19 protein-coding genes and 1 tRNA gene are annotated in these 25,397 nt (G+C 32.2%); 4 read left to right on the plus strand and 16 right to left on the minus strand.

Going from position 1 to position 25,397, the window contains the following annotated elements; translation table 11 throughout:
* Positions 1–222: 222 nt before the first annotated feature.
* Positions 223–879 carry a ribulose-phosphate 3-epimerase gene (gene rpe / locus H9W90_RS09350; RefSeq protein WP_187481350.1) on the plus strand — a complete coding sequence of 219 codons (657 nt, stop codon included), beginning with the start codon at positions 223–225 and terminating at the stop codon, positions 877–879.
* Entirely contained in the window at positions 880–2,238 is a 1,359-nt protein-coding gene (locus tag H9W90_RS09355) for an exonuclease domain-containing protein (protein ID WP_187481351.1), read from the plus strand. It begins immediately after the preceding gene.
* A 65-nt stretch (positions 2,239–2,303) separates the two neighbouring features.
* Here H9W90_RS09355 and H9W90_RS09360 read toward each other — a convergent pair whose 3' ends face one another.
* The 12 genes from H9W90_RS09360 to H9W90_RS09415 all read right to left on the minus strand — a co-directional run bounded on the left by H9W90_RS09360 (position 2,304) and on the right by H9W90_RS09415 (position 20,530).
* Positions 2,304–2,723 (minus strand): CBS domain-containing protein, encoded by a 420-nt coding sequence (locus H9W90_RS09360; protein ID WP_187481352.1) that lies wholly within the window; start codon positions 2,721–2,723, stop codon positions 2,304–2,306.
* Positions 2,724–3,072: 349 nt separating this feature from the next.
* Positions 3,073–6,666, minus strand: coding sequence for a T9SS type A sorting domain-containing protein (locus tag H9W90_RS09365; protein WP_187481353.1), 3,594 nt, complete (start codon positions 6,664–6,666; stop codon positions 3,073–3,075).
* On the minus strand, positions 6,587–14,794 hold the full coding sequence (locus H9W90_RS09370; protein WP_187481354.1) for a proprotein convertase P-domain-containing protein: 8,208 nt from the start codon (positions 14,792–14,794) through the stop codon (positions 6,587–6,589). The genes H9W90_RS09365 and H9W90_RS09370 overlap by 80 nt, the downstream gene beginning before the upstream one ends.
* A 195-nt stretch (positions 14,795–14,989) precedes the next feature.
* Positions 14,990–15,484, minus strand: coding sequence for a peptide-methionine (S)-S-oxide reductase (locus tag H9W90_RS09375; protein ID WP_187481355.1), 495 nt, complete (start codon positions 15,482–15,484; stop codon positions 14,990–14,992).
* A 29-nt stretch (positions 15,485–15,513) separates the two neighbouring features.
* Positions 15,514–16,461 carry an aldo/keto reductase gene (locus H9W90_RS09380; protein WP_187481356.1) on the minus strand — a complete coding sequence of 316 codons (948 nt, stop codon included), beginning with the start codon at positions 16,459–16,461 and terminating at the stop codon, positions 15,514–15,516.
* A gap of 17 nt (positions 16,462–16,478) precedes the next feature.
* Positions 16,479–16,988, minus strand: coding sequence for a peptide-methionine (S)-S-oxide reductase MsrA (gene msrA / locus H9W90_RS09385; RefSeq protein WP_187481357.1), 510 nt, complete (start codon positions 16,986–16,988; stop codon positions 16,479–16,481).
* A gap of 39 nt (positions 16,989–17,027) precedes the next feature.
* Entirely contained in the window at positions 17,028–18,596 is a 1,569-nt protein-coding gene (locus H9W90_RS09390) for a protein adenylyltransferase SelO (protein ID WP_187481358.1), read from the minus strand.
* 96 nt (positions 18,597–18,692) lie between these two features.
* Complete coding sequence (locus H9W90_RS09395) at positions 18,693–18,956, minus strand: glutaredoxin family protein (RefSeq protein WP_187481359.1); 264 nt, start codon at positions 18,954–18,956, stop codon at positions 18,693–18,695.
* Between the two features lie 101 nt (positions 18,957–19,057).
* Positions 19,058–19,501: a peptide-methionine (R)-S-oxide reductase MsrB gene (gene msrB, locus H9W90_RS09400; protein WP_187481360.1), complete on the minus strand. Its 444-nt coding sequence runs from the start codon at positions 19,499–19,501 to the stop codon at positions 19,058–19,060.
* A gap of 25 nt (positions 19,502–19,526) precedes the next feature.
* A tRNA-Arg gene (locus H9W90_RS09405) sits at positions 19,527–19,603 on the minus strand.
* 8 nt (positions 19,604–19,611) lie between these two features.
* Entirely contained in the window at positions 19,612–20,061 is a 450-nt protein-coding gene (locus tag H9W90_RS09410) for a GatB/YqeY domain-containing protein (RefSeq protein ID WP_187481361.1), read from the minus strand.
* Between the two features lie 19 nt (positions 20,062–20,080).
* Positions 20,081–20,530, minus strand: coding sequence for a retropepsin-like aspartic protease (locus tag H9W90_RS09415; protein ID WP_187481362.1), 450 nt, complete (start codon positions 20,528–20,530; stop codon positions 20,081–20,083).
* Positions 20,531–20,679: 149 nt separating this feature from the next.
* Between H9W90_RS09415 and H9W90_RS09420 the strand changes: the two genes are divergently transcribed.
* Both H9W90_RS09420 and H9W90_RS09425 read left to right on the plus strand, forming a co-directional pair.
* Positions 20,680–21,141 carry a Na(+)-translocating NADH-quinone reductase subunit F gene (locus H9W90_RS09420; RefSeq protein WP_187481363.1) on the plus strand — a complete coding sequence of 154 codons (462 nt, stop codon included), beginning with the start codon at positions 20,680–20,682 and terminating at the stop codon, positions 21,139–21,141.
* A gap of 87 nt (positions 21,142–21,228) precedes the next feature.
* Positions 21,229–21,420 (plus strand): hypothetical protein, encoded by a 192-nt coding sequence (locus tag H9W90_RS09425; protein ID WP_187481364.1) that lies wholly within the window; start codon positions 21,229–21,231, stop codon positions 21,418–21,420.
* 410 nt (positions 21,421–21,830) lie between these two features.
* Here the strand turns inward: H9W90_RS09425 and nqrF are convergent, their stop codons facing one another.
* The 4 genes from nqrF to H9W90_RS09445 form a co-directional block, all read right to left on the minus strand.
* Positions 21,831–23,141, minus strand: a complete 1,311-nt coding sequence (nqrF, locus tag H9W90_RS09430; RefSeq protein ID WP_187481365.1) for an NADH:ubiquinone reductase (Na(+)-transporting) subunit F — start codon at positions 23,139–23,141, stop codon at positions 21,831–21,833.
* A 2-nt stretch (positions 23,142–23,143) separates the two neighbouring features.
* On the minus strand, positions 23,144–23,881 hold the full coding sequence (gene nqrE, locus H9W90_RS09435) for an NADH:ubiquinone reductase (Na(+)-transporting) subunit E (protein ID WP_187481366.1): 738 nt from the start codon (positions 23,879–23,881) through the stop codon (positions 23,144–23,146).
* A 75-nt stretch (positions 23,882–23,956) separates the two neighbouring features.
* Positions 23,957–24,604 carry an NADH:ubiquinone reductase (Na(+)-transporting) subunit D gene (locus H9W90_RS09440; protein WP_187481367.1) on the minus strand — a complete coding sequence of 216 codons (648 nt, stop codon included), beginning with the start codon at positions 24,602–24,604 and terminating at the stop codon, positions 23,957–23,959.
* 3 nt (positions 24,605–24,607) lie between these two features.
* Entirely contained in the window at positions 24,608–25,396 is a 789-nt protein-coding gene (locus H9W90_RS09445) for a Na(+)-translocating NADH-quinone reductase subunit C (protein ID WP_187481368.1), read from the minus strand.
* Position 25,397: the final 1 nt, after the last annotated feature.

Consider the following 25,397-nt stretch of genomic DNA (forward strand, 5'->3'; position numbering starts at 1 on the left):
CTCATTTTTTTAAAAATTAATTTCATTATTCTAACTGATACTGAATCGAGTTCAGCATAAAAAAAGAGCTCAAACAAACCGTTCAATCAGGGCTAAACTTGTTTGTGAACTTTCCCTCTTTATCAAACAGAAACAAAACCTATGTTTTCTATGTTTCTATGTAGTCAGTTTTTTTAAAATCAATTACCTTTGTAAAAACAATAACTACACAACAACAAACAAATGAGTAATTTAATTGCACCTTCAATTTTAGCAGCAGATTTTGGTAATTTGCAAAGAGACGTAGAAATGGTAAACAATAGCGAAGCAGATTGGTTTCATATTGATATTATGGATGGTGTTTTTGTGCCAAATATTTCTTACGGAATGCCAGTTTTAAAAGCAATTTCTAAACACGCAACAAAAACTATAGATGTGCATTTAATGATTGTAAATCCAGATCAATACATACAAACATTTGCAGATTTAGGCGCAAACATTCTTACAGTTCATTACGAAGCTTGTACACATTTACACAGAACAGTTCAAGCAATAAAAGCTGCAGGAATGAAAGCAGGAGTTGCTTTAAATCCTCACACACCAATCTCTGTTTTAGAGGATATTATAGTAGATTTAGATTTGGTTTGTATTATGAGTGTAAATCCTGGTTTTGGCGGACAATCTTTTATAGAAAATACTTATAAAAAAACGGCACAATTAAGACACTTAATCGAATTTGCAGAATCTAACTGTCAAATAGAAATTGATGGAGGAGTTACAAATCTAAACGCTAATAAATTAATTGAAGCTGGAGCAAATGTGTTAGTTGCAGGAAGTTATGTTTTTGGAGCAGAAAACCCAACAGAAACAATAGAAGATTTAAAAAACTTAATAAACTAATTGCTATATACAGTAATAGACATAGAGACTACAGGAAATGGATATAAAGGTTCTAAAATAACCGAAATATCCATTTTTGTTTTTGATGGAAAGAAAGTTGTAGACGAATACACAACACTTATAAATCCAGAACAAAATATCCCGCCATTTATTACCAATCTTACAGGCATTACAAATGCAATGGTAAGGAATGCACCTAAATTTTATGAAGTTGCTAGAAAGATTGAAGAAATTACAAAAGACACCATTTTTGTAGCACATAATGTAAACTTCGATTATAACATAATTCAAGCTGAATTTAAAAGTTTAGGATTCGATTTTAAACGAAAAAAACTATGTACAGTTCGTTTGTCGAGAAAAATTATTCCTGGTTTAAATTCTTACAGTTTAGGTAATATTTGTACTTCAGAAAATATTCCAATTAACGGCAGACACAGAGCCAAAGGCGATGCAGAAGCCACAACAGAATTATTTAGAAGGTTAATTGAAAGAGATGATCAATTTATTATTAATTCATTTCTGCACCCACGTTCTAGACAAGCAACCTTACCACCTCTTTTAGATAAAAAAGTTGTTGATAATTTACCCGAAACTTTTGGCGTTTATTACTTTAAAAATTTAGCAAAAGAAGTTATTTATGTTGGTAAAGCTAACAACATAAAGCAACGTGTAATCAGTCATTTTTACGATAAAAAGAAAAAGGAACAAAATATGTGTTTAGAAACCGCAGACATTTCTTTTACAGAAACTGGTAGCGAATTACTAGCACTACTTTTAGAGTCTGAAGAAATTAAACACATTTATCCAAAATATAATAGAGCGCAAAGAAGAGCAGGAGAAGCTGTTGGTTTATTTTCTTATGAAGATCAAAAAGGGATTATTCATTTGGCTTATAACCGCTTAAAATTAGCTCCCAATCCAATAATGAAGTACTATTCTGTTGCAGAATGTAGAAATCATTTAGAGGTTCTTTGTAAAGAATTTGAATTATGCCCTAAATATTGTCATTTACAAACCAATGTCTCTAGTTGTTTTCATTATCAACTGAAAGAATGTAAAGGTATTTGTTGCGATAAAGAAGCTGTGGATGATTATAATATTCGTGTTAGACAAGCCATTAAATCTGTAGGAATTGATGCAGAAAATTTAGTTATTAAAGAAACAGGAAGAACAAAAGACGAAGTAGGTTTTGCTTTAATTTTAGATGGAATCTACAAAGGAATTGGTTATTTAGATACTTCTCAAGATGTGCTATTAGAAAAACCAGCAGATTATCAATTCTTTGTTGAACCAAAAAAAGATAATAGAGATATTCAAAGAATTATTTCAGCATATTTAAAGAAAATTAATAGCCATTAATTTATTAATCTAAACAAAAAAAGAGAGGCTAAAAAAGCCCCTCTCTTACTAACTAATCAATTAAACTACTGTAATTGAGCTACTAAATAATTTATTAAATCTCTTGTTGTTACAATTCCAACCAATTCACCATCTTCTACCACAGGTAGCGCATGAAACTCTTTCTTTGTAAGTAATTCTGCCACTTCTTTAATTGTAGCATAAGGTGGTACCATAATTACATTCTTTGCCATTACTTGTTCTATTGTAAAGGTATTATAAACATAAGTTTCCACTCCTTTTTCATCATCTGTTACGTCTGAATATCCTATTTTTAGAATATCTGTATAACTTAACATTCCTATAATTTCCTTATCTTTTACAACTGGAATATGCTTAATTTTATTCTCTAAAAATAATTTTTCTGCAGTTACTAAATCATCACTTATATTTAGTGTTACCAAATCTGTTGCCATTATTGCTGATACAGGTGTTCTTTTTTTCATGATATTTTCTTTTAATTTCTATATCAAATTTCTTAATTTATTAGAATATAAAAGATGATTTTTATCAGTTAAAAGAAAGAATTTTTATAATATCTTATAAAGATAAAAAGCTTAAGAAATTTAATTCTTAAGCTTTTATGAATACTATAACTTTACTGATTTTTTTTTAATATTAAAGCCCTGAATAAAAGGTGGGATTAAAATTTTTTGGGGAAATTTTAAAAATTGCATTAAAAGATAAAATGTTTAAAAAAGATCTTTTAAGAACCACCTTTTAGTTGGTTTTTTTATAAAACAAAAGCAACAAGCTCTATTTAGAGTTCGTTGCTTTTTTGTTTTTTTATAATAGTTATTCAATAACTATTTTCTTGCTAATTTTTCCTTTGTTGGTATATACATTAACAATGTAAATCTGGTTGACTAAATTTTTAGTTTCTAGTCTGTTCTCTGGTTTAGATTCTAGGTTTTTCCATTGTGCTACTTTTTGTCCAAGTATGTTAAACAATTGCACTTTGGTAATCTCTAGGTTATCTAAATTCTGAATCACCATTTCTTTATTCGCGTTGTCCATAAACACAGCGATTGTTTTCTGTAATTCTTCATTGATGTTATCATCTACACCTAAAGTAGAATTCTCTACAAAAGATAACACAAATCTGTCTGTGTAAGTACCTTTTTCTAATTGGTATACAGCACTTTTATCGTTTATTTGCTGTGTTTCTCCTGTAAGCTTGTCTTTGATAAATACATCTTGATTGTTAATGTATTTCATCTCATCAATTGTAATGGTAATTAAACCATTTTTATTCATGATTACTTCTAAAGGAACTTCTAAATCATTAGAGATTTCTTGCACTCCTGTAATTACATAGCCTAATTCATCATTTGGAAACTTCCAATAGAAATCCGTAGTATTGGTATCATACATTTCAGAGTCATATCCTTTTTCAAAGGCAAAAGAATTTGATGAATGAAAAGAGGCTCCAATTTGACGGTGAAGGTTTGTTCCTTGGTCGTCTTGGTAGTTCATTCCTAGTTTTATAATAGGTAACTCAAATCCAGTAGTCTCATCAGATTTAGCACTTTCACCTCTTAAGAATACAGAAGAACCTGTTCCTTCTGTTTTAAATTCTCTTTGACTGTTGTTAAAGACAATTGGGCCACCATCTGTTGCATCTCCTTGTACAAAGAATCCTTGTCCAATGGCAATGTAAGGTTCTGGAGCCGTGTAAGAATCTGCATATTGGCTACCACCTGTACTTGGTGCACATACAATTTTCCCATCATCTTTAAAGATGACACTGTCTACGAAAAAGTCGTTGGTGTCGTTAGAGGTTAATGTAACATCACTACCAGGTTCTATACATATAATTACATAACCCTCGTCATAAGAACCATCTGTATGTTGAAATACAAAGTTTCCTTTATCAGCATTGTCTATTTTAATTTTTATGTTTTTATCTACCATAGATTTGTACACAACTCTTAAAGTATCTAAACCTCTAGAGATGTTAGAGAACTTTACAAAGCTAGTATTGGTGTTCATGTTTGCTACATCTAAAGCTTGATCTTGTGTAATAGAAACATTATACTCATCTGCATCTTCTACTTCTACAGTATACTCAAAAGGAGCATTTGCAGAAGGGTCATTTGCAGTAACCCCCATAGAGATATTTCTTGTAGCATACCCACCAATGTATCCTGCAAAATTATGTCCGGCAGAACCTTCGTCAACAGTACTTTCTGACACATGCTGCCAAAAATATAATGTTGCATTGGTAGAGTTTATATTGTCTTCAATAAACTTCTTAACACTCATTGCAGACGGGAATGGGTTTCCTATTAAATAAGACTCATTAGCCCCTACAGGCGCAACCGTATTAAAGTTACCATCGTTAGGAGTTCCTAAAAACGTGTAGTTTTGTGGTCTTCCTGGTCCTTTAAAGATATATCCGTCTCCTTTATCTAAAGGAAGTCCTCTATATTTATGAGCCCAATTAGATCTTCCGTTAGATCCTGGTGAATATGAATATACCCAGTGTTCTGCTAGCGTAATAGGATCTGTTGTTGCTCCATCATAACCTCCAACGAAAGTAATGTCTTTAGCAATCGTTCCAATACTAGATGTAGCATCTAAAGGTGTTGTTCCGTCTTTTAAAACAGTTTCTAAAGAGTAGGTGTTTGCTCCAATAGTATTTACTGGAGAACTCATGTAATTGTATCTATACAAACTAGGTACTGTTGAGTTTTGGTCTACTAATAGTTTTCCACTACCAGATACTTTAGTTGTTCCTGTATGGGTTTGTATCAATTGTGAAGTACCTACTAAACGAATCTCATCATTAGAATTTGTTAAAGTGATGTCATTAGTAACTACTAATAACTCATCTGTAACTGCTAATTTACTATTGTTATTCACAACAAGTTTTCTTGCGCTTAATCTACTACCAATATGGTTGTAGTTTTCTTCTACAACTGTGTGCCTAGATCTATCTGGGAATCCGTTATTCCAAACATTACCTGTTCTTGTAGTAACATTGATTCTATGCAAACCTAATCTTGTGTTGGCATCTGTGTTAGAATTAATGATTTCTGAAATAAGAGGATCATGTGGATGTCTTTCTGGACCTCCATCTCCTAACAATTTGTACGGATCTAAATAATCTGGATCTGTTACAATATCGTTTACAAATACAACCCACTCGCTAGGTGTATAGTCTTTATTTGGTACTAATGTCTCATCGATTCTAACATAAGAGGTCTTATCTGCAAAACCTGAAACAGCATCGTATCTAAAGTTATATGAACCTTTATCTGTAATAGCAGATAGAGTAATAATATCATTTGCTCCACCAATATCTGTAAGTGCATCATTTGTGATTACTCTTGCTGGTTCTGAATTATCGAAATTAGTGATCACATTCGAAGAGTTTCTAAATAATACAGATTCTCCTGGATCTAGAACTGCAGGAACGATAAAGTTAACATCTGGAAGTACTCCTAACTGGTCTCCTGTTTTATCTTTATATAATTGAATTTTAATAAGATTTGCTGGAATACTATTTGTTGTACTAATGTTTGTGATTTCAATCCATCTTTCTGAACCAAATTGATATACTTGCGTAATCATTGGGGTTCCATTTGCTCCTGTATCTCTATAATCGAAATCTCCAATTGTATTAAAATCATTGTCTACATCACCTAAATCGGCAACACTAGGTGGATTGTGATTATCATTTACAGTAGATCCTGAAATACTAGAATCGTTATTTTCATCAAAAATATCGTATAAACCATCTCCATCTACATCACCTCCTGATAATACATTATGTGCAGGAACTCCGTTTTCTGCGATGTCTAAAATACCATCATTGTCTGAATCTGTATCTAAATAATCTGGTATTGCATCATTAGTGATATCTGTGTTTTCTGTTAATAGACCAACTAAATTATTTGGAATATCTTCATAAACATCATCTACACCATTGTTATTTACATCTGTAATACCTGTACCTTGTCCACTTGGTGTAATATAACCTTTAGAAGGTTGTCCTTCTACGTTATCTGGAATACCATCATTGTCTGCATCGATATCTAAATGGTTTAGATTTCCATCTGTATCTAAATCTCCATTTGGATATGTATTTGGTTTTCCATCATTATCTGTATCAGCACCCGTAACTATTGTTGCATTACTGGTGTTGGCACCTGCTGTATCTGTTCCGGTTGCTAATGCGTTTGTTGGATCTCCATCCACAACATCATTAAACCCATCATTATCTGCATCTACAAAAGCATCTTCTAAACCGTCTCTATCTACATCTGTTCCGCCAGCTTCAACAATATCCGTAATACCATCGTTATCAGCATCTAAATCTAAATGATTTAATTTTCCATCGCCATCTGCATCTCCTTTTGTGTAAGAATTTGGCTTTACCATCATTACCTGTATCTGTGCCTGTAAGGATTAATACGTTTGCAATATTTTCTGAAGTACCATCTTGTCCTACATCACCATCAACGTCATCGTTAAAACCATCGTTGTCAGTGTCATCGAAGTTATCAGCACGACCATCGCCATTTACATCTGTTCCTCCTGCTTCCACAACATCTGGAATACCATCATTGTCTGCATCTAAATCTAAATGATTTGGGAATCCATCTTTGTCTGTATCTGCATTAGCACCTTCACCATTTACAAAAGTAATTGCAGCATCATCTGCTTTTCCATCACCATCTGTATCTGTTCCACCTGTTTGTAATAGTGCATCGTTTGCATCTTCTACACCAGAAGTTCCATCATCATCCGTATCATAAATATCTGCAAAACCATCTTTGTCTGCATCTGTTGTGTTATCAACTAAACCATCTCCATTTGTATCTACACCACCAGCTTCTACTAAATCTGGAATACCATCATTGTCTGCATCTAAATCTAAATGATTTGGGAATCCATCTTTGTCTGTATCTGCATTAGTCCCTTCACCATTTACAAAAATAATTGCAGCATCATCTGCTTTTCCATCTCCATCTGTATCTGTTCCACCTGTTTGTAATAGTGCATCGTTTGCATCTTCTACACCAGGAGTTCCATCATCATCCGTATCATAAATATCTGCAAATCCATCTTTGTCTGCATCTGTTGTATTATCAACTAAACCATCTCCATTTGTATCTACACCACCAGCTTCTACTAAATCTGGAATACCATCATTGTCTGCATCTAAATCTAAATGATTTGGCAATCCATCTCCATCTGTATCTGCATTAGTCCCTTCACCATTTACAAAAGTAATTGCAGCATCATCTGCTTTTCCATCTCCATCTGTATCTGTTCCACCTGTTTGTAATAGTGCATCGTTTGCATCTTCTACACCAGGAGTTCCATCATCATCCGTATCATAAATATCTGCAAAACCATCTTTGTCTGCATCTGTTGTGTTATCAACTAAACCATCTCCATTTGTATCTACTCCTCCTGCTTCTACTAAATCTGGAATACCATCATTGTCTGCATCTAAATCTAAATGATTTGGCAATCCATCTCCATCTGTATCTGCATTATTCCCTTCACCATTTACAAAAGTAATTGCAGCATCATCTGCTTTTCCATCTCCATCTGTATCTGTTCCACCTGTTTGTAATAGTGCATCGTTTGCATCTTCTACACCAGGAGTTCCATCATCATCTGTATCATAAACATCTGCAAAACCATCTTTGTCTGCATCTGTTGTGTTATCAACTAAACCATCTCCATTTGTATCTACACCACCAGCTTCTACTAAATCTGGAATACCATCATTGTCTGCATCTAAATCTAAGTGATTAGGGATTCCATCTTTGTCTGTATCTGCATTAGTCCCTTCACCATTTACAAAAGTAATTGCAGCATCATCTGCTTTACCATCACCATCTGTATCTGTTCCACCTGTTTGTAATAGTGCATCGTTTGCATCTTCTACACCAGGAGTGCCATCATCATCTGTATCATAAATATCTGCAAAACCATCTTTGTCTGCATCTGTTGTGTTATCAACTAAACCATCTCCATTTGTATCTACACCACCAGCTTCTACTAAATCTGGAATACCATCATTGTCTGCATCTAAATCTAAGTGATCAGGGAATCCATCACCATCTGTATCTGCATTAGCACCTTCACCATTTACAAAAGTAATTGCAGCATCATCTGCTTTTCCATCCCCATCTGTATCTGTTCCACCTGTTTGTAATAGTGCATCGTTTGCATCTTCTACACCAGGAGTGCCATCATCATCTGTATCATAAATATCTGCAAAACCATCTTTATCTGCATCTGTTGTGTTATCAACTAAACCATCTCCATTTGTATCTACACCACCAGCTTCTACTAGATCTGGAATACCATCATTGTCTGCATCTAAATCTAAGTGATCAGGGAATCCATCACCATCTGTATCAATTGAATTACCATCACCGTCTAACATATTACCAGTGGCGTCAGTTTCTACAAGAGCAATACCATTTGTTCCATCTGGTCCAGGGCCGTCGGTTGCATTTTCATCATAAATATCGGCAAGACCATCTTGATCAACATCTGTTGTATTATCTACAAGTCCATCTCCATTAGTATCTACACCTCCTGCTTCCACTAAATCTGGAATACCGTCATTATCTGCATCTAAATCTATAAAATCAGGAAAACCATCTTTATCTGTATCTCCATTAGGGTAGGTGTCTGGTTTACCGTCGTTATTAGCATCATCTCCAGTAACTATTAAAGCATTTGCAGTGTTTTCTGAAGTACCATCTTGACCAACATCTCCATCTACAAGATCATTGAACCCATCTTTATCTGTATCTACAAAACCATCAGCTCTACCATCTCCATTTGAATCTGTTCCACCAGCTTCTACAACATCTGGAATACCATCATTGTCTGAATCTAAATCTAAACTATCTGGAATTCCATCTCCATCTGAATCTGGATTTGTTATCGCATTACCATCTGTTCCTCCTGTAACATCTGCATCATAACGATCGTCTAAACCGTCATTATCAAAATCATTTACTAAGGTACCATCAGTGTTAATATCATCAATAAGTCCATTTCCGTCTGTATCTTCTCCACCTGCTTCTACTAAATCTGGAATGCCATCATTGTCTGAATCTAAATCTAGATAATTTGGAACACCATCGCCGTCTGTGTCTTCACATAAAAACAATTGAATATTTACACCTGTAGCTGGATTACCTGCTCCTTGAATACTGATTTGTGAAGTTGGCTGGTTTGTTGTTATGGACCATGTACCATTACCAGCTGTAATGTTTGATCCTAATACAGGTCTGAACTCAATGTAATTAGCTCCTCGAGATTGTATAAAAAGTTGATTATCTGGATCATTTAAAATTAAAGGAGTTGCTGAAGTTACTCGAATTTCATCTCCACCCGAAGATAGACCATCAAAACCAGCAATACTAGCAGTTATATTAGATATAAGTACTTTTACAGGCGAAGGAAAATTCAATTCATACAAGTCACCTAAAGTATAATCAGGAGGATTTGGAGCATTAGTATTACCATCTGACAGTCTTATATTCCCTAACGCATCTCCTCGAGCATCACTTCCGGAAACTGCTGTTAGTACTCCAGAACTTATAGTTATTGAAGACCCCGTAGAAGTAGTAATAACTTGATTTGTGAAATTAAGTGTTGAAAAATCTGGATTTACAAAACCACATTCTATAGTATCTAAAACACCATCATTGTCATCATCTAAATCTACATTATCAGGAATACCATCATTATCTGTGTCTTTGGCATCTCTATAATCTAAATCTCCTGCACCTGGATTAAAGTCATTGTCTTCATCTCCATAAGCAGTTTCTAATGTTGCTTCATCTGTAACTTTGTCGTTAGCTCCTAAACCATCATTTACGGTAGCGCCAGAAATTCCAGAATCATCATTATCATCAAAATTATCATCTAAACCATCATTATCTGTATCTGTCCCTGCAAGTTCATTGTCTGTATCTCCATTTTCTTGGATGTCTAAAATACCATCATTATCTGAATCTGAATCTATGTAATCTGCAGTGTCAAAATTATCTGTATTTTCTGGATCTAAACCAACGATTGCGCCGGTTTCATAAACATCATCTACACCATTTTTGTTTGCATCTGTAATACCTGTACCAACTCCACTTGGAGGAATATATCCATTTGAAGTTTGGGCTTCTATATTATCTGGAATACCATCATTATCTGCATCTATATCTAAATAATCTGGAAGTAAATCTCCATCTGAATTTGTTGGTGTAACAACCCCTGTTCCTGCAGAAGTTGGTATACCATTAGTTGCAGTATTGTCTGCATTATCATCATCATCATCTGCCATACCATCTCTGTTGGCATCTGTACCTCCAGATTCTATAACATCTGGAATACCATCGTTATCTGAATCCAAATCTAAACTATCTGGAATACCATCTCCATCTGTATCCTTACAAATTGTTTGTCCTTTAAAGCCAATATTTGGAATTGTAGCTGCATCTCTACCAGCACTAGATGGACTTAAATTTAACGTTTGAATAAGTGTTGCTGATTGCCCCACTGATAAATCTATCTTATACATTGCCAATGTAGAATTTCTTACGAAATACATACTACCATTGGTTAAATAAAAACTTCTTCCATAACTACCTGATGGCAGACCACTTACACTACCAATATTAGTAGTTGTTTTATTTGAAATGTTTATACGGATAAGGTCTGTTGTATTATTTCTAATTCCGTAAGCAAAACCGTCATTTGAATTAAATGATATATCGTTAAAACCTGCAGCTATTGTATTTGCAAAAGAAAATTTAACTTGACCATAAGTTGCAGATGTTGGGTCTCCATCCAACACAAAAACTGTTGCAGCACTATTAGCAATATATACTTTCTGTGCAGGATTATATGTTGCTGATATTACATTTGGTAGCGCTGTTGCTGGTATCGTGTTTATTTTTGCAAAGTTGTTAGAAGGATCATAGACAGCCAATTGGTTTGTGCTTCTATTGTTAGTCCAAATATACTTATCTGAAGTATTGTATGCCATTGCATTATGCCTTGCAGTAAGTGTTGCTTCTGTAGTTAGCGTATTCGTATTTACATCATAACTATATATGATACCTGGATCGCCAGACATTGTAAGTATTTTTGAAGCCAAATCTACTGTAGTTGTAATTGTTCTACAGCCTTCATCTTCATCTAAAATACCATCATTATCATCATCTAAATCTACAGCATCTGGTACACCATCTTTGTCTGTGTCTTTTACATCTCTATAATCAACATCTCCAGCACCTGGGAAATTATTATCTTCATCTCCATAAGCTGTGTCTAAAGTTGCAACGTCTGTTACTTTATTACCAGTACCTAAACCATCATTTACTGTAAATCCTGATATATTAGAATCATCATTATCATCAAAAGCATCATCTAAACCATCATTATCTGCATCTGTGCCAAAAGCAAAATTGTTTGCATCTCCATTTTCTTGAATGTCTGGAATACCATCATTATCTGTATCTAAATCTATATAATCTGGTATTGTATCATTAGCACTGTCTGTATTAGGTGGAGTTAAACCAATTCCGCCAACTTCGTAAACATCATCTACACCATTTTTGTTTACATCGGTAATATTTATACCAACTCCACTAGGTTCTACATATCCGCTTGAGGTTTGTCCTTCAATATTATCTGGAATTCCATCGTTATCTGCGTCAATATCTAAAAAATCTGAATTAGTATCTCCATCTGTATTTGCTGGTGTATTTCCTGTACCTGCAGTTGTAGGAATACCATTTGAACCTGTATTGTTTGCATTGTTATCATTATCATCTGCTCGTCCGTCATTATTTGCATCTGTACCACCAGACTCTATAACATCTGTAATTCCATCGTTATCAGAATCTAAATCTAAATGATTAGGAATACCATCTGAATCGAAATCTGCAACACAAGTTCCTACAGTTGGCCCTGTAAATGCTGTTGAATTGAATAAATAACCGGTATTACTAACCCTTTTAGACATTGTTATATCAAACTTATCTACATAAGGCATTTGAATACCAAACCATAATTTTTCATCTAATACACCTCCGGCATTATCTGTTGATGTAACTTTAAGAAAATCTCCTGATGCACCTGTTGAAGATGTGGTGGCATTATTAACTTCAATTGCTGTAGCTGTACTTACTTTATAATTTAAAATATTTGCAACATTAAACTCAATTAATTCTCCAGGACTAGTATTGTCTATATCTTGAAACACCATGTTTGCAGGTACTTTAATAAGTGTGCTGGTTCCGTTTATTAAAAACTCGAAATCGAAATTTACAAAACCAGTTCCAGCGCTTGTTCCATTAGTACTTGTTAAATGAATTGGATATAATATAACAGGATTACCATCCATAGGATCGAATTCATAACCAGAAAGGTCTGCATCTACTAAACTTGGATTTGTATTACTTGCTACTGTTATTCGCAAATCTACTGCTACACCTTCGAAAGTACCAACATTTGCATATCTTGCTACATCGCCAACTTTACCTGGGTTACCATTTGATGTATAGGTTAAATTTGGTTTGGTAAGTGATATATCCATTGTTTTTAATGATCCACATTCTACAGTGTCTAGAATTCCATCATTATCATCATCTAAATCTACAGAATCTGCTACGCCATCATTATCTGAATCTTTAATATCTCTATAATCTACATCTCCTCCAGAACCAAGATCATTATCTTCATCACCTAGGTTAGTTGCGTTTGGTGGGTTAATACCATCATTAACTGTAGCGCCTGCAATAGCAGAGTCATCATTATCATCGAAATTATTATCTAAACCATCTCCATCTGTATCTAACCCTGATAACTTATTGTCTGTATCTCCATTTTCAAAAATATCTGTTATGCCATCATTATCTGAATCTGAATCTAAATAATCTGGTATTGTATCGTTGCCACTGTCTGTATTTGGTGGATTTAAACCTACAATAGCTCCGCTTTCATAAACATCATCTACTCCATTATCATTTACATCTGCAAATGTTGAACTCGGTGCTGTATAACCGCTAGTTGTTTGCCCCTCTATATTATCTGGAATACCATCATTATCTGAATCGATATCTAAATAATTTAATAATAAATCTCCATCTGAATCCAGTGGAGTTAAACCTGTTCCTGCAGTTGTAGGAATACCATTTGAACCTGTATTATCTGCGTTGTTATCATTATCATCTGCTCTACCATCTCTGTTAGCATCTGTACCACCAGCTTCTATAACATCTGGAATACCATCGTTGTCTGAATCTAAATCTAAACTATTTGGAACACCATCGCCATCGGAATCTATAAAACATGTTGCAGGCCCACCACCAATGTTGTTGGTTTTTATAAATCTAATATCTATCTCTGTATTAAACCTAAATTCTTCAACAACTACAAGAGATATTACATCACCCGCATTAAATGTTATACCTGCAGATACTGTATTGTAGCTAGCATCTTGAGGAAATGGACCATAAGCATTTTGTACCTGATATTGTTTTACACCATTTATATAGAAAAATATATGATCATCTCCATAATCTATATCAAAATTATAAATACCTTCTTCAGCTGCAGTAATAGTTTTAGTAAATACAATTGCAGCATCATCATCATTTTCTGGGATTGGGGTTCCTGAATAATTAGATACATCTCCGTCTGAAGATGTATGTAAATCGAATGGATTTTCTTTAAAATCTATGTAAAACCCTTTACTTGTTCCATTAAACTCTTCGTAATCGAAAGTAGCTACTTGTGAAAAACCAGTTACAGGAAAAGTATTAGAAGCAGAGATTAAATTCCAAGAATTTTGACCAGATACACCATCATATACTACTGCACTATAACCTTGAACTTCAAATATTTCGCAAGAACTTTCATCTATATCTAAAATACCATCATTATCATCATCTTCATCTACATCATCTCCAACTCCATCACCATCTGAATCTTTTTGAGTTGTTACACTTATAGTAGCTGAGTTAAATGTTCCAGTATCTATATTAGCATTATCAGAAATATTTAAAGTCCAAGTACCATTAGCATTTTCATTATCAAAAGTACTTAAAGCATCTTCCGGTATTCTTATAACTGTAGTAGAATGATTTGCATTATCTGCAGTTATAGAAGTAAGGCCATCATCATCAAAATTTACTTTAAGATTATCTGAAGCACCTCCATTTTGGTCTGTTAAAGTTATAGTTGTATTGTCTGGTGATCTTAAGGTTAATATTAAATCTCCTCTATAAGTATGGTCGATATCTACAACTATTGTTACATTACTTATTAAACCACTATTAACTACTGGAAATGTTTTGGTAATCCCAGTACTATTGTTGTCAGGAATTGATTGCGAATTAGTATTAGAAATCGACTCTGTAGATTGACTATAAAAAACCGAACTTAATAATAAAAAGAATATTATTAAATAATGTGATTTTGTACAAAACCTTCCCCAAAAGAGTTTTGTTATATTGATATTGTTTTTCATTTTAAACATTTAAATTTATAGAGCAAAAATACTAATTATTTACTATTATATAACCTATTAGACACGGCCTGACATATTTGGTTACTTAACCCTACAGTTAAGATACAAGCTATTTTCCTCATTACTACAAAGCAGTAAGGTTCTTACAATTTAAACAATAAATTTTACAAAAAAAAATACTAGTATTCTTCTTAATTAATGTTTTTCATTAACATATTTTGAGTGAGATTGTTGCAGAAAACTTAATTTAGGATTGATAAATTTCACACAAAAAGGTTTTTTAGGATTCTTAAAATAGTAGTTTTTAAAATTTTCTTCTGATGGTTTAAAATCTAAAAATGGTAAAATTTGGGTAATTAATTTATTATCGAAATTGACTTGTAATTTACTTAAAATACGGTTTAACTCAATTTCCTCTTTTTCTTCAAAAAAATAAATTGCAGAGCGATATTTTTCCCTCATGCTATGGTTAGAAGTACTTTTGTGTGTATGTAAATGAATTTCTATAAGTGCTTTTAAAGGAATTTCATCTGGATTAAATTCAAGAATTACGGCTTCTGAAAACGCAGTAAACTTTCCTTCTGAAGCAACCCAACCTTGTTGAACATTATAGACTCCTCTTAAAGATTGAAAAACAGCTTCTGTACACCAATGACAACCTCCACCAAAACCTATTTTTTGTATAGTCATCACGCTTTATATTATCACTTTAAAACTTCTTAACGCCAAGTTAACTCTTTTCTTTCTTGCCAATATTCTTTTGCAGAAATCCCAAAATCTGTAAGTTTTTCAATTTCCGAAGGCAATAATTTAAAATCATTTACTTTTAAATTTGATAATAAATGAGAGCTTTTTGTTACTCCACTTAGGACTTTAGCACTTGGAAAAACTTCCAAACAATATCTTAAAGCAATAGCATCTTCACCAACATTGTATTTTTCTGACAACAATTTTATAAAAGCATATAAATTTGAGTATTCAGGGTAATTTTCATTTGGAATTAAACGTCCATTTGCCAATGCTTCTTTTATAATAAACGAATCTTTAAGGTTATCTAATTCTTCTCTAAAGCTAAAAATACTCTGATCTAAAATATTAAATGTGCATTGAAAAGATTGAAATAATTTCTCGCCTTCAACTTTAATTTCTAGTGCTTTTTTTAATACTTCTATTTGATGTATTCCTGTGGTTGTTAACCCAATAATTAGATTATTTTCTTTTTTTAATTGATGTAATCTTTTGTGAATTGATTCATCTTCTAAAATGCCAGAGTCTAAAGTTGCAGAATGAACTTGATAAATTTTTAAATATGGTAGTAACTTTTTAGAAAAACTCCATTGCTCATTTAATTTTTGCAAAGAATGTTCTTTAATTTCGTGCACTTTTGCATTAGGATCGAAGTTAGCTACATAGGTATAACCCCATTTTGTAGAAGCTATTATTGAAGCATCATTTTTTTTCTGAAGCCACTCTAACAATAATTCTTCTGCCATACCATAACCTGGTGAAGTGTCAAAAAAACGAACTCCATTTTCGTATGCATTATCTAAAATTTTTAGTCCACTTTTCTTAAAATCAGACAAAGAGAAAGGTGTTTTGTTTTTATCTTTTTTTAGATTGATATACAATGGTCTGCCAATTGCTGCAGTTCCTAATCCAATGCTCATAATTTCTTTATTAGAGTTTACGATGATGTTTTTTCTGTTAAAAAAGTATCAAAACGCTCGAAATGACAGGTATAACCATTTGGTATTCTAACCAAATAATCTTGATGTTCTGGTTCTGCAACCCAAAAAGGTGCAAATGGCTCTAAAGTTGTAACTACTTTGCCTTCCCATTTATTAGAATCTTCAACAATTTTTATTACTTCTTTTGCTATTTCTTTTTCTTCTTCATTCTGAAAAAATATAGCAGATCTATAACTAGAACCTTTGTCATTTCCTTGTTGATCTATTGTTGTTGGATTATGAACTCTAAAGAAATAATCTAAAATTTCTTTAAAATTAGTTTCTGCAGGATTGTAAGTAAGCTCTATACCTTCTGCATGTCCTGGATGGTTTTTATAGGTAGGATTGTCATTTTCTCCACCAATGTAACCAACTTCTGTATCTAAAATTCCTGGTCTTACTCTAAATAAATCTTCCATTCCCCAGAAGCAACCTCCTGCTATATATGCTTTTTTATAACTCTTCATTTTTATGTTCTTTTAAATCTTATTTTATATTTTTTCTAATTATGAACTACAAGAAAGTCTAGAACAACCTATTTTATTTCTTGCCCAATCTGGTCTTTTTACAAACCATTTTTCATGTTCTGGTTGCTCATCATATGGTTTTTTAAGTAATTGATAAAGTTCATCAATTAATTTATAATCTCCTTTATCTGCATCGTCAATTGCTAATTGTGCCATGTAATTTCGAAGTACATATTTAGGGTTTACTGCGTTCATTTTTTTCTTTCTTTCAGTAGCAGACAAAGTTTCAATTTTTAATCTGTTGGTGTAATCTACAAACCAATTTTCCCATTTTAATTTAATGTCTTCTTTAATTTCGTTAGAGTCGTAAAATGAATCCCAAACTTTCATTAACCCATCTTTTTTATCATCTGAAGTTATAGAACTTAGTAATCTAAAAAAGATGGTCATATCTGTTTCTGAAAGCTGTAAAATTGTTTCTAAATCATTTATCAATCTTGCATCATTAACTTCATTTTTCTCTAATCCTAATTTAGATTTCATCATTACTAAATAACTTTCTACCAAATTATCTCCAAAAGAATTTAAAACTTCTTCTAGCGGAGAAGCTTCTTCAATTATTGGATACAAAGCATTTGCTAATTGATATAAATTCCAATACACAATTTCTGGTTGAGCGCCATATCTATATCTTTTTTGACCATTATCTGTGGTATTTGGTGTCCAACCATGATCATAACCCTCTAACCAACCATAAGGCCCATAATCTATGGTTAAACCTAAAATAGACATATTATCTGTATTCATAACTCCGTGCACAAAACCTACACGTTGCCAATGTATTACCATTTCTAAACTGCGTTCTGCAACTTCATTAAAAAATTGTATATAGGTTTCTTTTGATGGTTTTCCTAGATGTGAAAAATGATGTTTTATGGTATAATCTACCAAAGTTTTTAGTGTTTTTGAATCTTGTCTTGATGCAAAAATTTGAAAACTTCCGAACCTTAAAAACGAGGCTGCAGTTCTAGAAACAATGGCACCTTTTTCGTAATCTGGATTTCCATCATACATAACGTCTCTTAAAACTTTATCTCCGCTTAAAGACAAAGACAATGCTCTTGTTGTTGGTATACCTAAATGAAACATTGCTTCGCTACATAAATACTCTCTTATGGAAGAACGCAAAACTGCCAAACCATCTGCATTTCTAGAATATGGAGTTTCTCCAGCTCCTTTTAATTGAATTGCCCAATTCTTATTATTATGTGTTACTTCTGCTAGATTAATTGCTCTTCCATCTCCTAATTGGCCAGCCCAATTTCCAAATTGATGTCCTCCATAACACATTGCGTAAGGTTTTGTACCTTCTAAAATTGTATTACCAGTAAAGACATTTAAAAAATCTTTAGTTGCGGCATCTTCTTTTGTTAAGCCTAATTCAGTTAACATTTCTAGTGAAACATGAATCAATTCTGGTTTAGATGTTTTTTTTGGGTCAGCATAAGAAAAACAAGCTTCTGTTACTTGACGTCTTGTATTTTCTTTAATAGGATCTTCTGGAAGCTCTTCATTAAAGTAATCTTTTATATTCAGTTTAAAATCCATACTTCGCTATTTTACACAAACAAAGGTACTATAAGTAAGAAGAAATGATAACAAGAAAACAACTCATAAAGTATTATTTAACTATTTTTTATATGATTATTTATCGAATACTAACTTGTTTAACCATTTTGTTAGTTCTTCTTCATTTGGATTGCGAAATTTCTTTTTACCTATTGTAATAGTGGGGAAATTAAGTTTTCTACTTTTATACAAACCCAATAACTCTTCTGCATTTTCTTTATTAGCTTCAACATCTAAAAACTCAAAAGACAAACCTATATTATTAAGTAATGTTTGATAATAATGCGTTTTATGGCATCTTTCTGCTCCGTACAATTTAATTTTCGGAATTGTATCCATTATTAAAATTCTTAAAAAAATTAGTCTTAACTTAAAAACAGAGAAGCATAAAATACTTCTCTGTTTTTTTTATTGGTTAGAAAAAAAATAAAGTTCTCTTTTTATTCTTGGAGTTTCATAGATTCTGAATTAATGCAATACCTTAATCCACTTGGTTCTGGTCCATCAGGAAAAACATGTCCTTGGTGAGCATCGCAAGTATTACACTGCACTTCTACGCGAATCATACCAAAAGATACATCTTTTATATATTTAATTGCATTTTCTTTTATTGGTTGAGAAAAACTTGGCCAGCCAGAACCTGAATCGAATTTTATTGACGAATCGAATAAAGGCGTATTACAACAAACACAGTTGTATTTACCAGCATCGTGAGCACTACATGAATCTCCAGAATTAGGAGCTTCTGTTCCTGCTTTTCTAGTAATTCTAAATTGTTCTGAAGTTAATAATGCTCTCCATTCCTCTTCAGTTTTTTCAACACGTTTGTCTGGTGATGGTCCACCGTTATTTGCAAAATGTATGATGTCTTTCCAAGTTAACATATCTTTTCTATTTTTAGGTTCTTATTGGTGACTCCAGAAGGATTCGAACCTTCAACCGTCAGAGCCGAAATCTGATATTCTATCCAGTTGAACTATGGAGCCATTTTTTTTTATGCTAAATTCTTTTTTACCAAAGTAGAAATTGTTTTTCCATCTGCTTGGCCTGCCAATTCTTTAGAAACTATACCCATAACTTTACCCATATCTTTCATTCCAGCAGCTCCAACTTTATTAATTGTAGCAATAACTACTTCTTCAATTTTATCTTCAGATAATGCTTCTGGCATAAATTGTTCTAAAATTGCAACTTCCGCTAATTCTGGTTCTGCTAAATCTTCTCTACCTTGTTTGGCGAAAATAGCTGCACTATCCTTTCTTTGCTTCACTTGTTTTTGAATAATTTTCAACTCTTGTTCTGCTGTTAATTCTTCCTTTACACCAGTTTCTGTTTTCGCTAATAAAAAGGCCGATTTTACTGCTCTTAAAGCTTGTAAAGCAACTGTATCTTTTGCTTTCATTGCTTCTTTCATTTTATCCATTACTTGTTTTTGCAAACTCATTCTTTATCTATTTAATTAATTATTTCTTTGTTTTCTTTAAGTACAATACATTCTTTTTATAATCTATAAAAGCTTTCCCTTTTTGTAGAATATCTGCACCAATAATTCCGTGTACTTCTTTTGCTTTATGTTGTGTTAAGGCTGTATTTACATGCGATAAATTGAATAACACCAAATGACATTTGTTTGTTTTCCAATCTCCAATTTTTAAAGAATTGTTTTCAGATTTTTGAGTTTCCATGTCTGTAGCTCCCGCACCAGCAGCTTTGGTTTCACTTTCTTCTGCAATTAAATTAAAATGCGCTATTAAATCGATTCCTACACAAGAGTTTGATGCTCCTGTATCTAAAATAAACCTGCCTTTAACATCGTTTATTGATGCTTTCAATTCTAAATGATTCGTAGCAATTTGTTTTAATTTTATTTTAATGTATTTATTCTTTTTTAAGATTTTTTCAATACGTTTCATTCTGAATATTTCTAGTATTCAAAAATACGATTTATAATATTGTTAAGAAAAGGACTTTCATTCTAATTGAAAAATAGTAATGCATTATAATTTCAATTTGTGTTGAGTTATAATATTACTTATATTTAAAGTGATTAAAAGAATATATTATGAAAACATCTAGAAGATTAGAACAAGCTTTAATTAAACTGTATAATGCTTTTCATAATAATAAACTAAACCCAGAAGATTGTACAGCTTGTGCTGTTGGTAATATTTTAGACAATCATGATAGTTGGAAACATCTTTCTAATGAACATGGCTCTTTAGAATTAAGTTACGTGGGTAGAGTTCATCAAAATTTAGGAAGAAAATTTAATGGCTATTCTCCACAAGAAATATTACAAATAGAAAAAGTGTTTTTAGAAGCTTGCGGTTTTAAAACTCCTTTATGTCATTACAATTCTAAACCTTTAAACCCAAGAAGTAAAGAAGTTCTATTTAATGGTTTATCTGCAGTTATAGCATTATTGTGCAAATTAGATAATACTACTAATATTATGGATTATTCTAAATTGTTTGAACAAGATAATGGCGAACCTACTTATCACTTAGATACTTTTTTAAATTAATTGTAAATGGAGTAACAATTAAATTTAATGAGCAAAAAATTGAACTTATAGTATTATAACTTGCAGCAACTTTTAAAACTATAAATTATGAAAAAATTAATGTTTGTTGCTTTTTGTTTAGCAATATCATTCAGCTCTTGTAGGGAGGATAAGAAAAAAGAAAAAACTGTAAAAACTGAAGTAGAAGCAAAGAAAAAAGTAAGTATTGAAACTTCTAAAGGGAGCATTAAAGCTGATGACAAAGGTAATGTTGATGTTAAAATTGAAGACAATAAATAGATTTATCTTCTATAATTCCATAAAAAAAAACTTTAATAAAATATTAAAGCTTTTTTTTTATGGAATTTATATTACACTATATAAGTGACTTACTTTCAATAAAATAATTCTTGCGATAGAAACGAATCCAAATATATTTTTTACGACAATTATAGCATTTTTTTATACCCAACAAAGGAACAAAATCATAAATAACTAATTTTTTCTTTTTATCTCTACTACAAACTGGACATTTAGACATTTTCTTAAATTGAGGGACTTTTTCAAGTAGCTAATATAAAAATAAATAATTTTAAATTATTCTTAAATGTTCTGAACTATTGATTTTATACTCTAAAAATTTTTTATTAAAATAAAAAAACCGACTCATTTCTGAATCGGTTTTATAACATATTATTTAATGTTGAAGTCTATCCTCCAAAGTCGTCAAACCTAATGTTTTCATCTGCAAGACCAAAGTCTTCTCCCATTTTCTGAACTGCTTTGTTCATTAATGGTGGGCCACAGAAATACAATTCTAAATCTTCTGGAGATTCATGAAGGCTTAAGTAATTATCTATTACACAATTGTGTATGAATCCTACGAAACCATCTCCAGCATCATCACTAATATCTTTCTTTACTTTCCAATTATCTGAATCCAAAGGATCTGATAATGCGATGAAGAATTTAAAGTTTGGAAAATCTTTTTCTAAAGCTCTAAAGTGTTCAATGTAGAATAATTCAGCTTTTGAACGTCCACCATACCAATAAGTTACTTTTCTACCTGTTTTTAAAGTTCTGAACAAGTGATATAAGTGAGAACGCATTGGTGCCATTCCTGCTCCACCTCCAACATAAAGCATTTCTGCTTCAGATTCGTTAATGAAGAATTCTCCATAAGGTCCAGAAATTACACATTTATCTCCTTTTTTCAAGTTGAAAATATAAGAAGATGCAACACCAGGATTTACATCCATCCAGCCACCTTTTGCTCTATCAAATGGCGGAGTTGCGATACGTACATTTAACATAATTTCTCTTCCTTCTGCAGGATAAGAAGCCATAGAATATGCTCTTTCAACAACTTCGTTGTTTTTCATTACTAATGGTCTCAACTTAAATTTGTCCCATTCAGCTTCGAATTTATCTGGAGTTTCATGTTCTTCTGGATGTGCAGTTATGTCCATTTCAGAAAACTTTACTTCACAAGGAGGAATTTCAATTTGAATATATCCACCTGCTTTGTAACCCATATCTTCTGGAATTTCCACAACAAATTCTTTAATGAAAGATGCTACATTGTAATTTCTTACAACAGTTGCATCCCATTTCTTAATTCCAAAAATTTCTTCTGGAATAGAAATATCCATGTCTTGTTTTACTTTAACTTGACAAGCTAAACGTATACCATGTTTTAATTCTTTACGTGTAAAGTGAGGTGTTTCTGTTGGCAAAGCTTCACCTCCACCAGAATTAACATGACACTCACATTGTACACAAGAACCTCCACCTCCACATGCAGATGGTAAGAATATTTTCTCGTTTCCTAAAGTTGTTAAAAGTGTGCTTCCAGAAGCAACTTCTATTTTTCTTTCTCCATTAATAGTCAATGTTACTGGACCAGAAGGAGATAATTTTTGTTTTACAAATAATAATAACGTTACTAATATTAACACAATAGCTAAAAAAGCTGCTACTGTTGCTAAAATAGTTCCTGTAGTACCTGCTGCTAATATCATATTTACTGCTTGTTTGTATTTAAGTTTTCTGCTACAATTTCTTTAGCATCCTCTTTTTTAATTTCTTCTTTTGTTTCTTGTAATGTAACTTTTGGCTCTGTAGAAGGTTCTCCCTTTTCATCTCCACCAGTTAACATTCCACCAAAACTCATAAAACCAATTGCCATTAATCCTGTTATAATAAAAGTAATTCCTAAACCTCTTAAAGCTGGAGGAACACTTGAATAACGAATTTTCTCACGAATAGCTGCTATTGCTAAAATTGCTAAAAACCATCCAATTCCAGAACCAACTCCGTAAGTTAATGATAAACCTAATGTTGGAATTTCTCTTGATTGCATAAATAAACTTCCTCCTAAAATTGCACAGTTAACTGCAATTAATGGTAAGAAAATACCTAATGAATTGTATAATGAAGGTGAAAATTTTTCAACAATAATTTCTACCAACTGAACCATGGTTGCAATTGTTGCAATAAACATGATAAATGATAAAAAACTTAAATCATAAGCTGCATATTCTTCACCTAACCAAGACAAAGCTCCTTCTTGTAAAATGTATTGATCTAATAACCAGTTTAAAGGTACAGTTACTGCTAATACAAAAATAACAGCAGCTCCTAAACCTACAGCTGTAGCTACTTTTTTAGATACAGCAAGGTAAGAACACATTCCTAAAAATGTAGCAAATACCATGTTGTCTATAAATATCGATTTGAAAAATAATTCTATATGTTCCATATATATTTTGTTTTTTGTAATTAGTTTTTTGTGGTTAAGACTAAATCTTAACAACCATCAACTAAAACCCAAATTTTAATTTTCTTCTATTAATGATGTATTTCTACTACGTTGAATCCAAATGATTATACCAACTACAATTAATGCCATTGGAGACAATAACATAAACCCGTTATTTTCATACCCTATTGCATACAACCCAGTTTTTTCGATTGGATCTCCTAAAACTTTAAATCCTAATAAAGTACCAGAACCTAATAATTCTCTAAAGAAACCAACTACTATTAAGATTACACCATAACCTAGTGCATTACCAATTCCGTCTAAAAAAGATTTCCATGGTCCGTTTCCTAAAGCAAAAGCCTCAAAACGTCCCATAATAATACAGTTTGTAATAATTAATCCTACGAAAACGGATAATGTTTTACTTAATTCATAAGCAAAGGCTTTTAGAACTAAATCAACAATAATTACCAAAGTTGCAACTACAATAAGTTGAACAATAATTCTAATTTTAGATGGAATGATATTTCTCATTAAAGAAATAACTACGTTTCCTAATCCTAATACAAATAATACAGAAACCGACATTACTATTGAAGCTTCTAGCTCTGCTGTAATAGCTAAAGCAGAACAAATACCTAATACTTGAATAGTAATTGGGTTATTATCCGCTAATGGATCTGTTATTAATTTTGCGTCTTTTTTTGATAAAAGTCCCATAAATTATTTTTTTAATGTTTTAAAATATGGCACATACATTGCCAAATCTTTCTTAATCATTGCAGAAACACCATCACCAGTAATTGTTGCACCAGCAATTGCATCTACTTCATAATCTGTTTTTTCTTCGTTCTTTGGATCGTTGTTACCTTTGGCAACAGTAATTCCTTGGAAATAACCAGAATCGTCTAACAAATGTTCACCAATAAAATCGTCCATAAAGTAACGTTGTTTGATGTTTGCTCCTAAACCAGGTGTTTCTCCTTTATGATCGAAATATGCTCCTTGTACAACCATATTTTCATCCATAGAAACATATCCCCAAATTGCATCCCAAAGACCTTTTCCTCTAATTGGTGCTACATAAAATGTTTTACCATCTTTCTCACCAACAAATAAAGGTAACTTTCTTTGTTTCCCTTCTTTGGCTAATGTTTGTTGCTTTTTAACATCAATTAAATAAGGTTCTTGTTTATTGTTTTCAGCCATATATTCTGCCCTATTCTGCTGTTTAACAATTTTATCACCTTCAACAACTATAACTAATTGTTTTGTGATATATTTCTTAAACTCATCTCCTGCAACTTCTGTCGAAACAAAATTTGCACTAGAATCATCATTTTCATTTATACCCATAGCATACAAAATGTTTTGCTGCTTTTCTATTCTTTCGTTTTCTTTGATTGTAGGTTTTAAAGACGATGCTAAAAAAGCTAACAAAGAACCAACGATTAACACCATAATTACGGCGAAAACCATTGTATATCCATTACTATCTGTTCTCTTACTCATA

It is taken from the genome of Polaribacter pectinis, from assembly GCF_014352875.1.
GTDB classification, from domain to species: domain Bacteria; phylum Bacteroidota; class Bacteroidia; order Flavobacteriales; family Flavobacteriaceae; genus Polaribacter; species Polaribacter pectinis.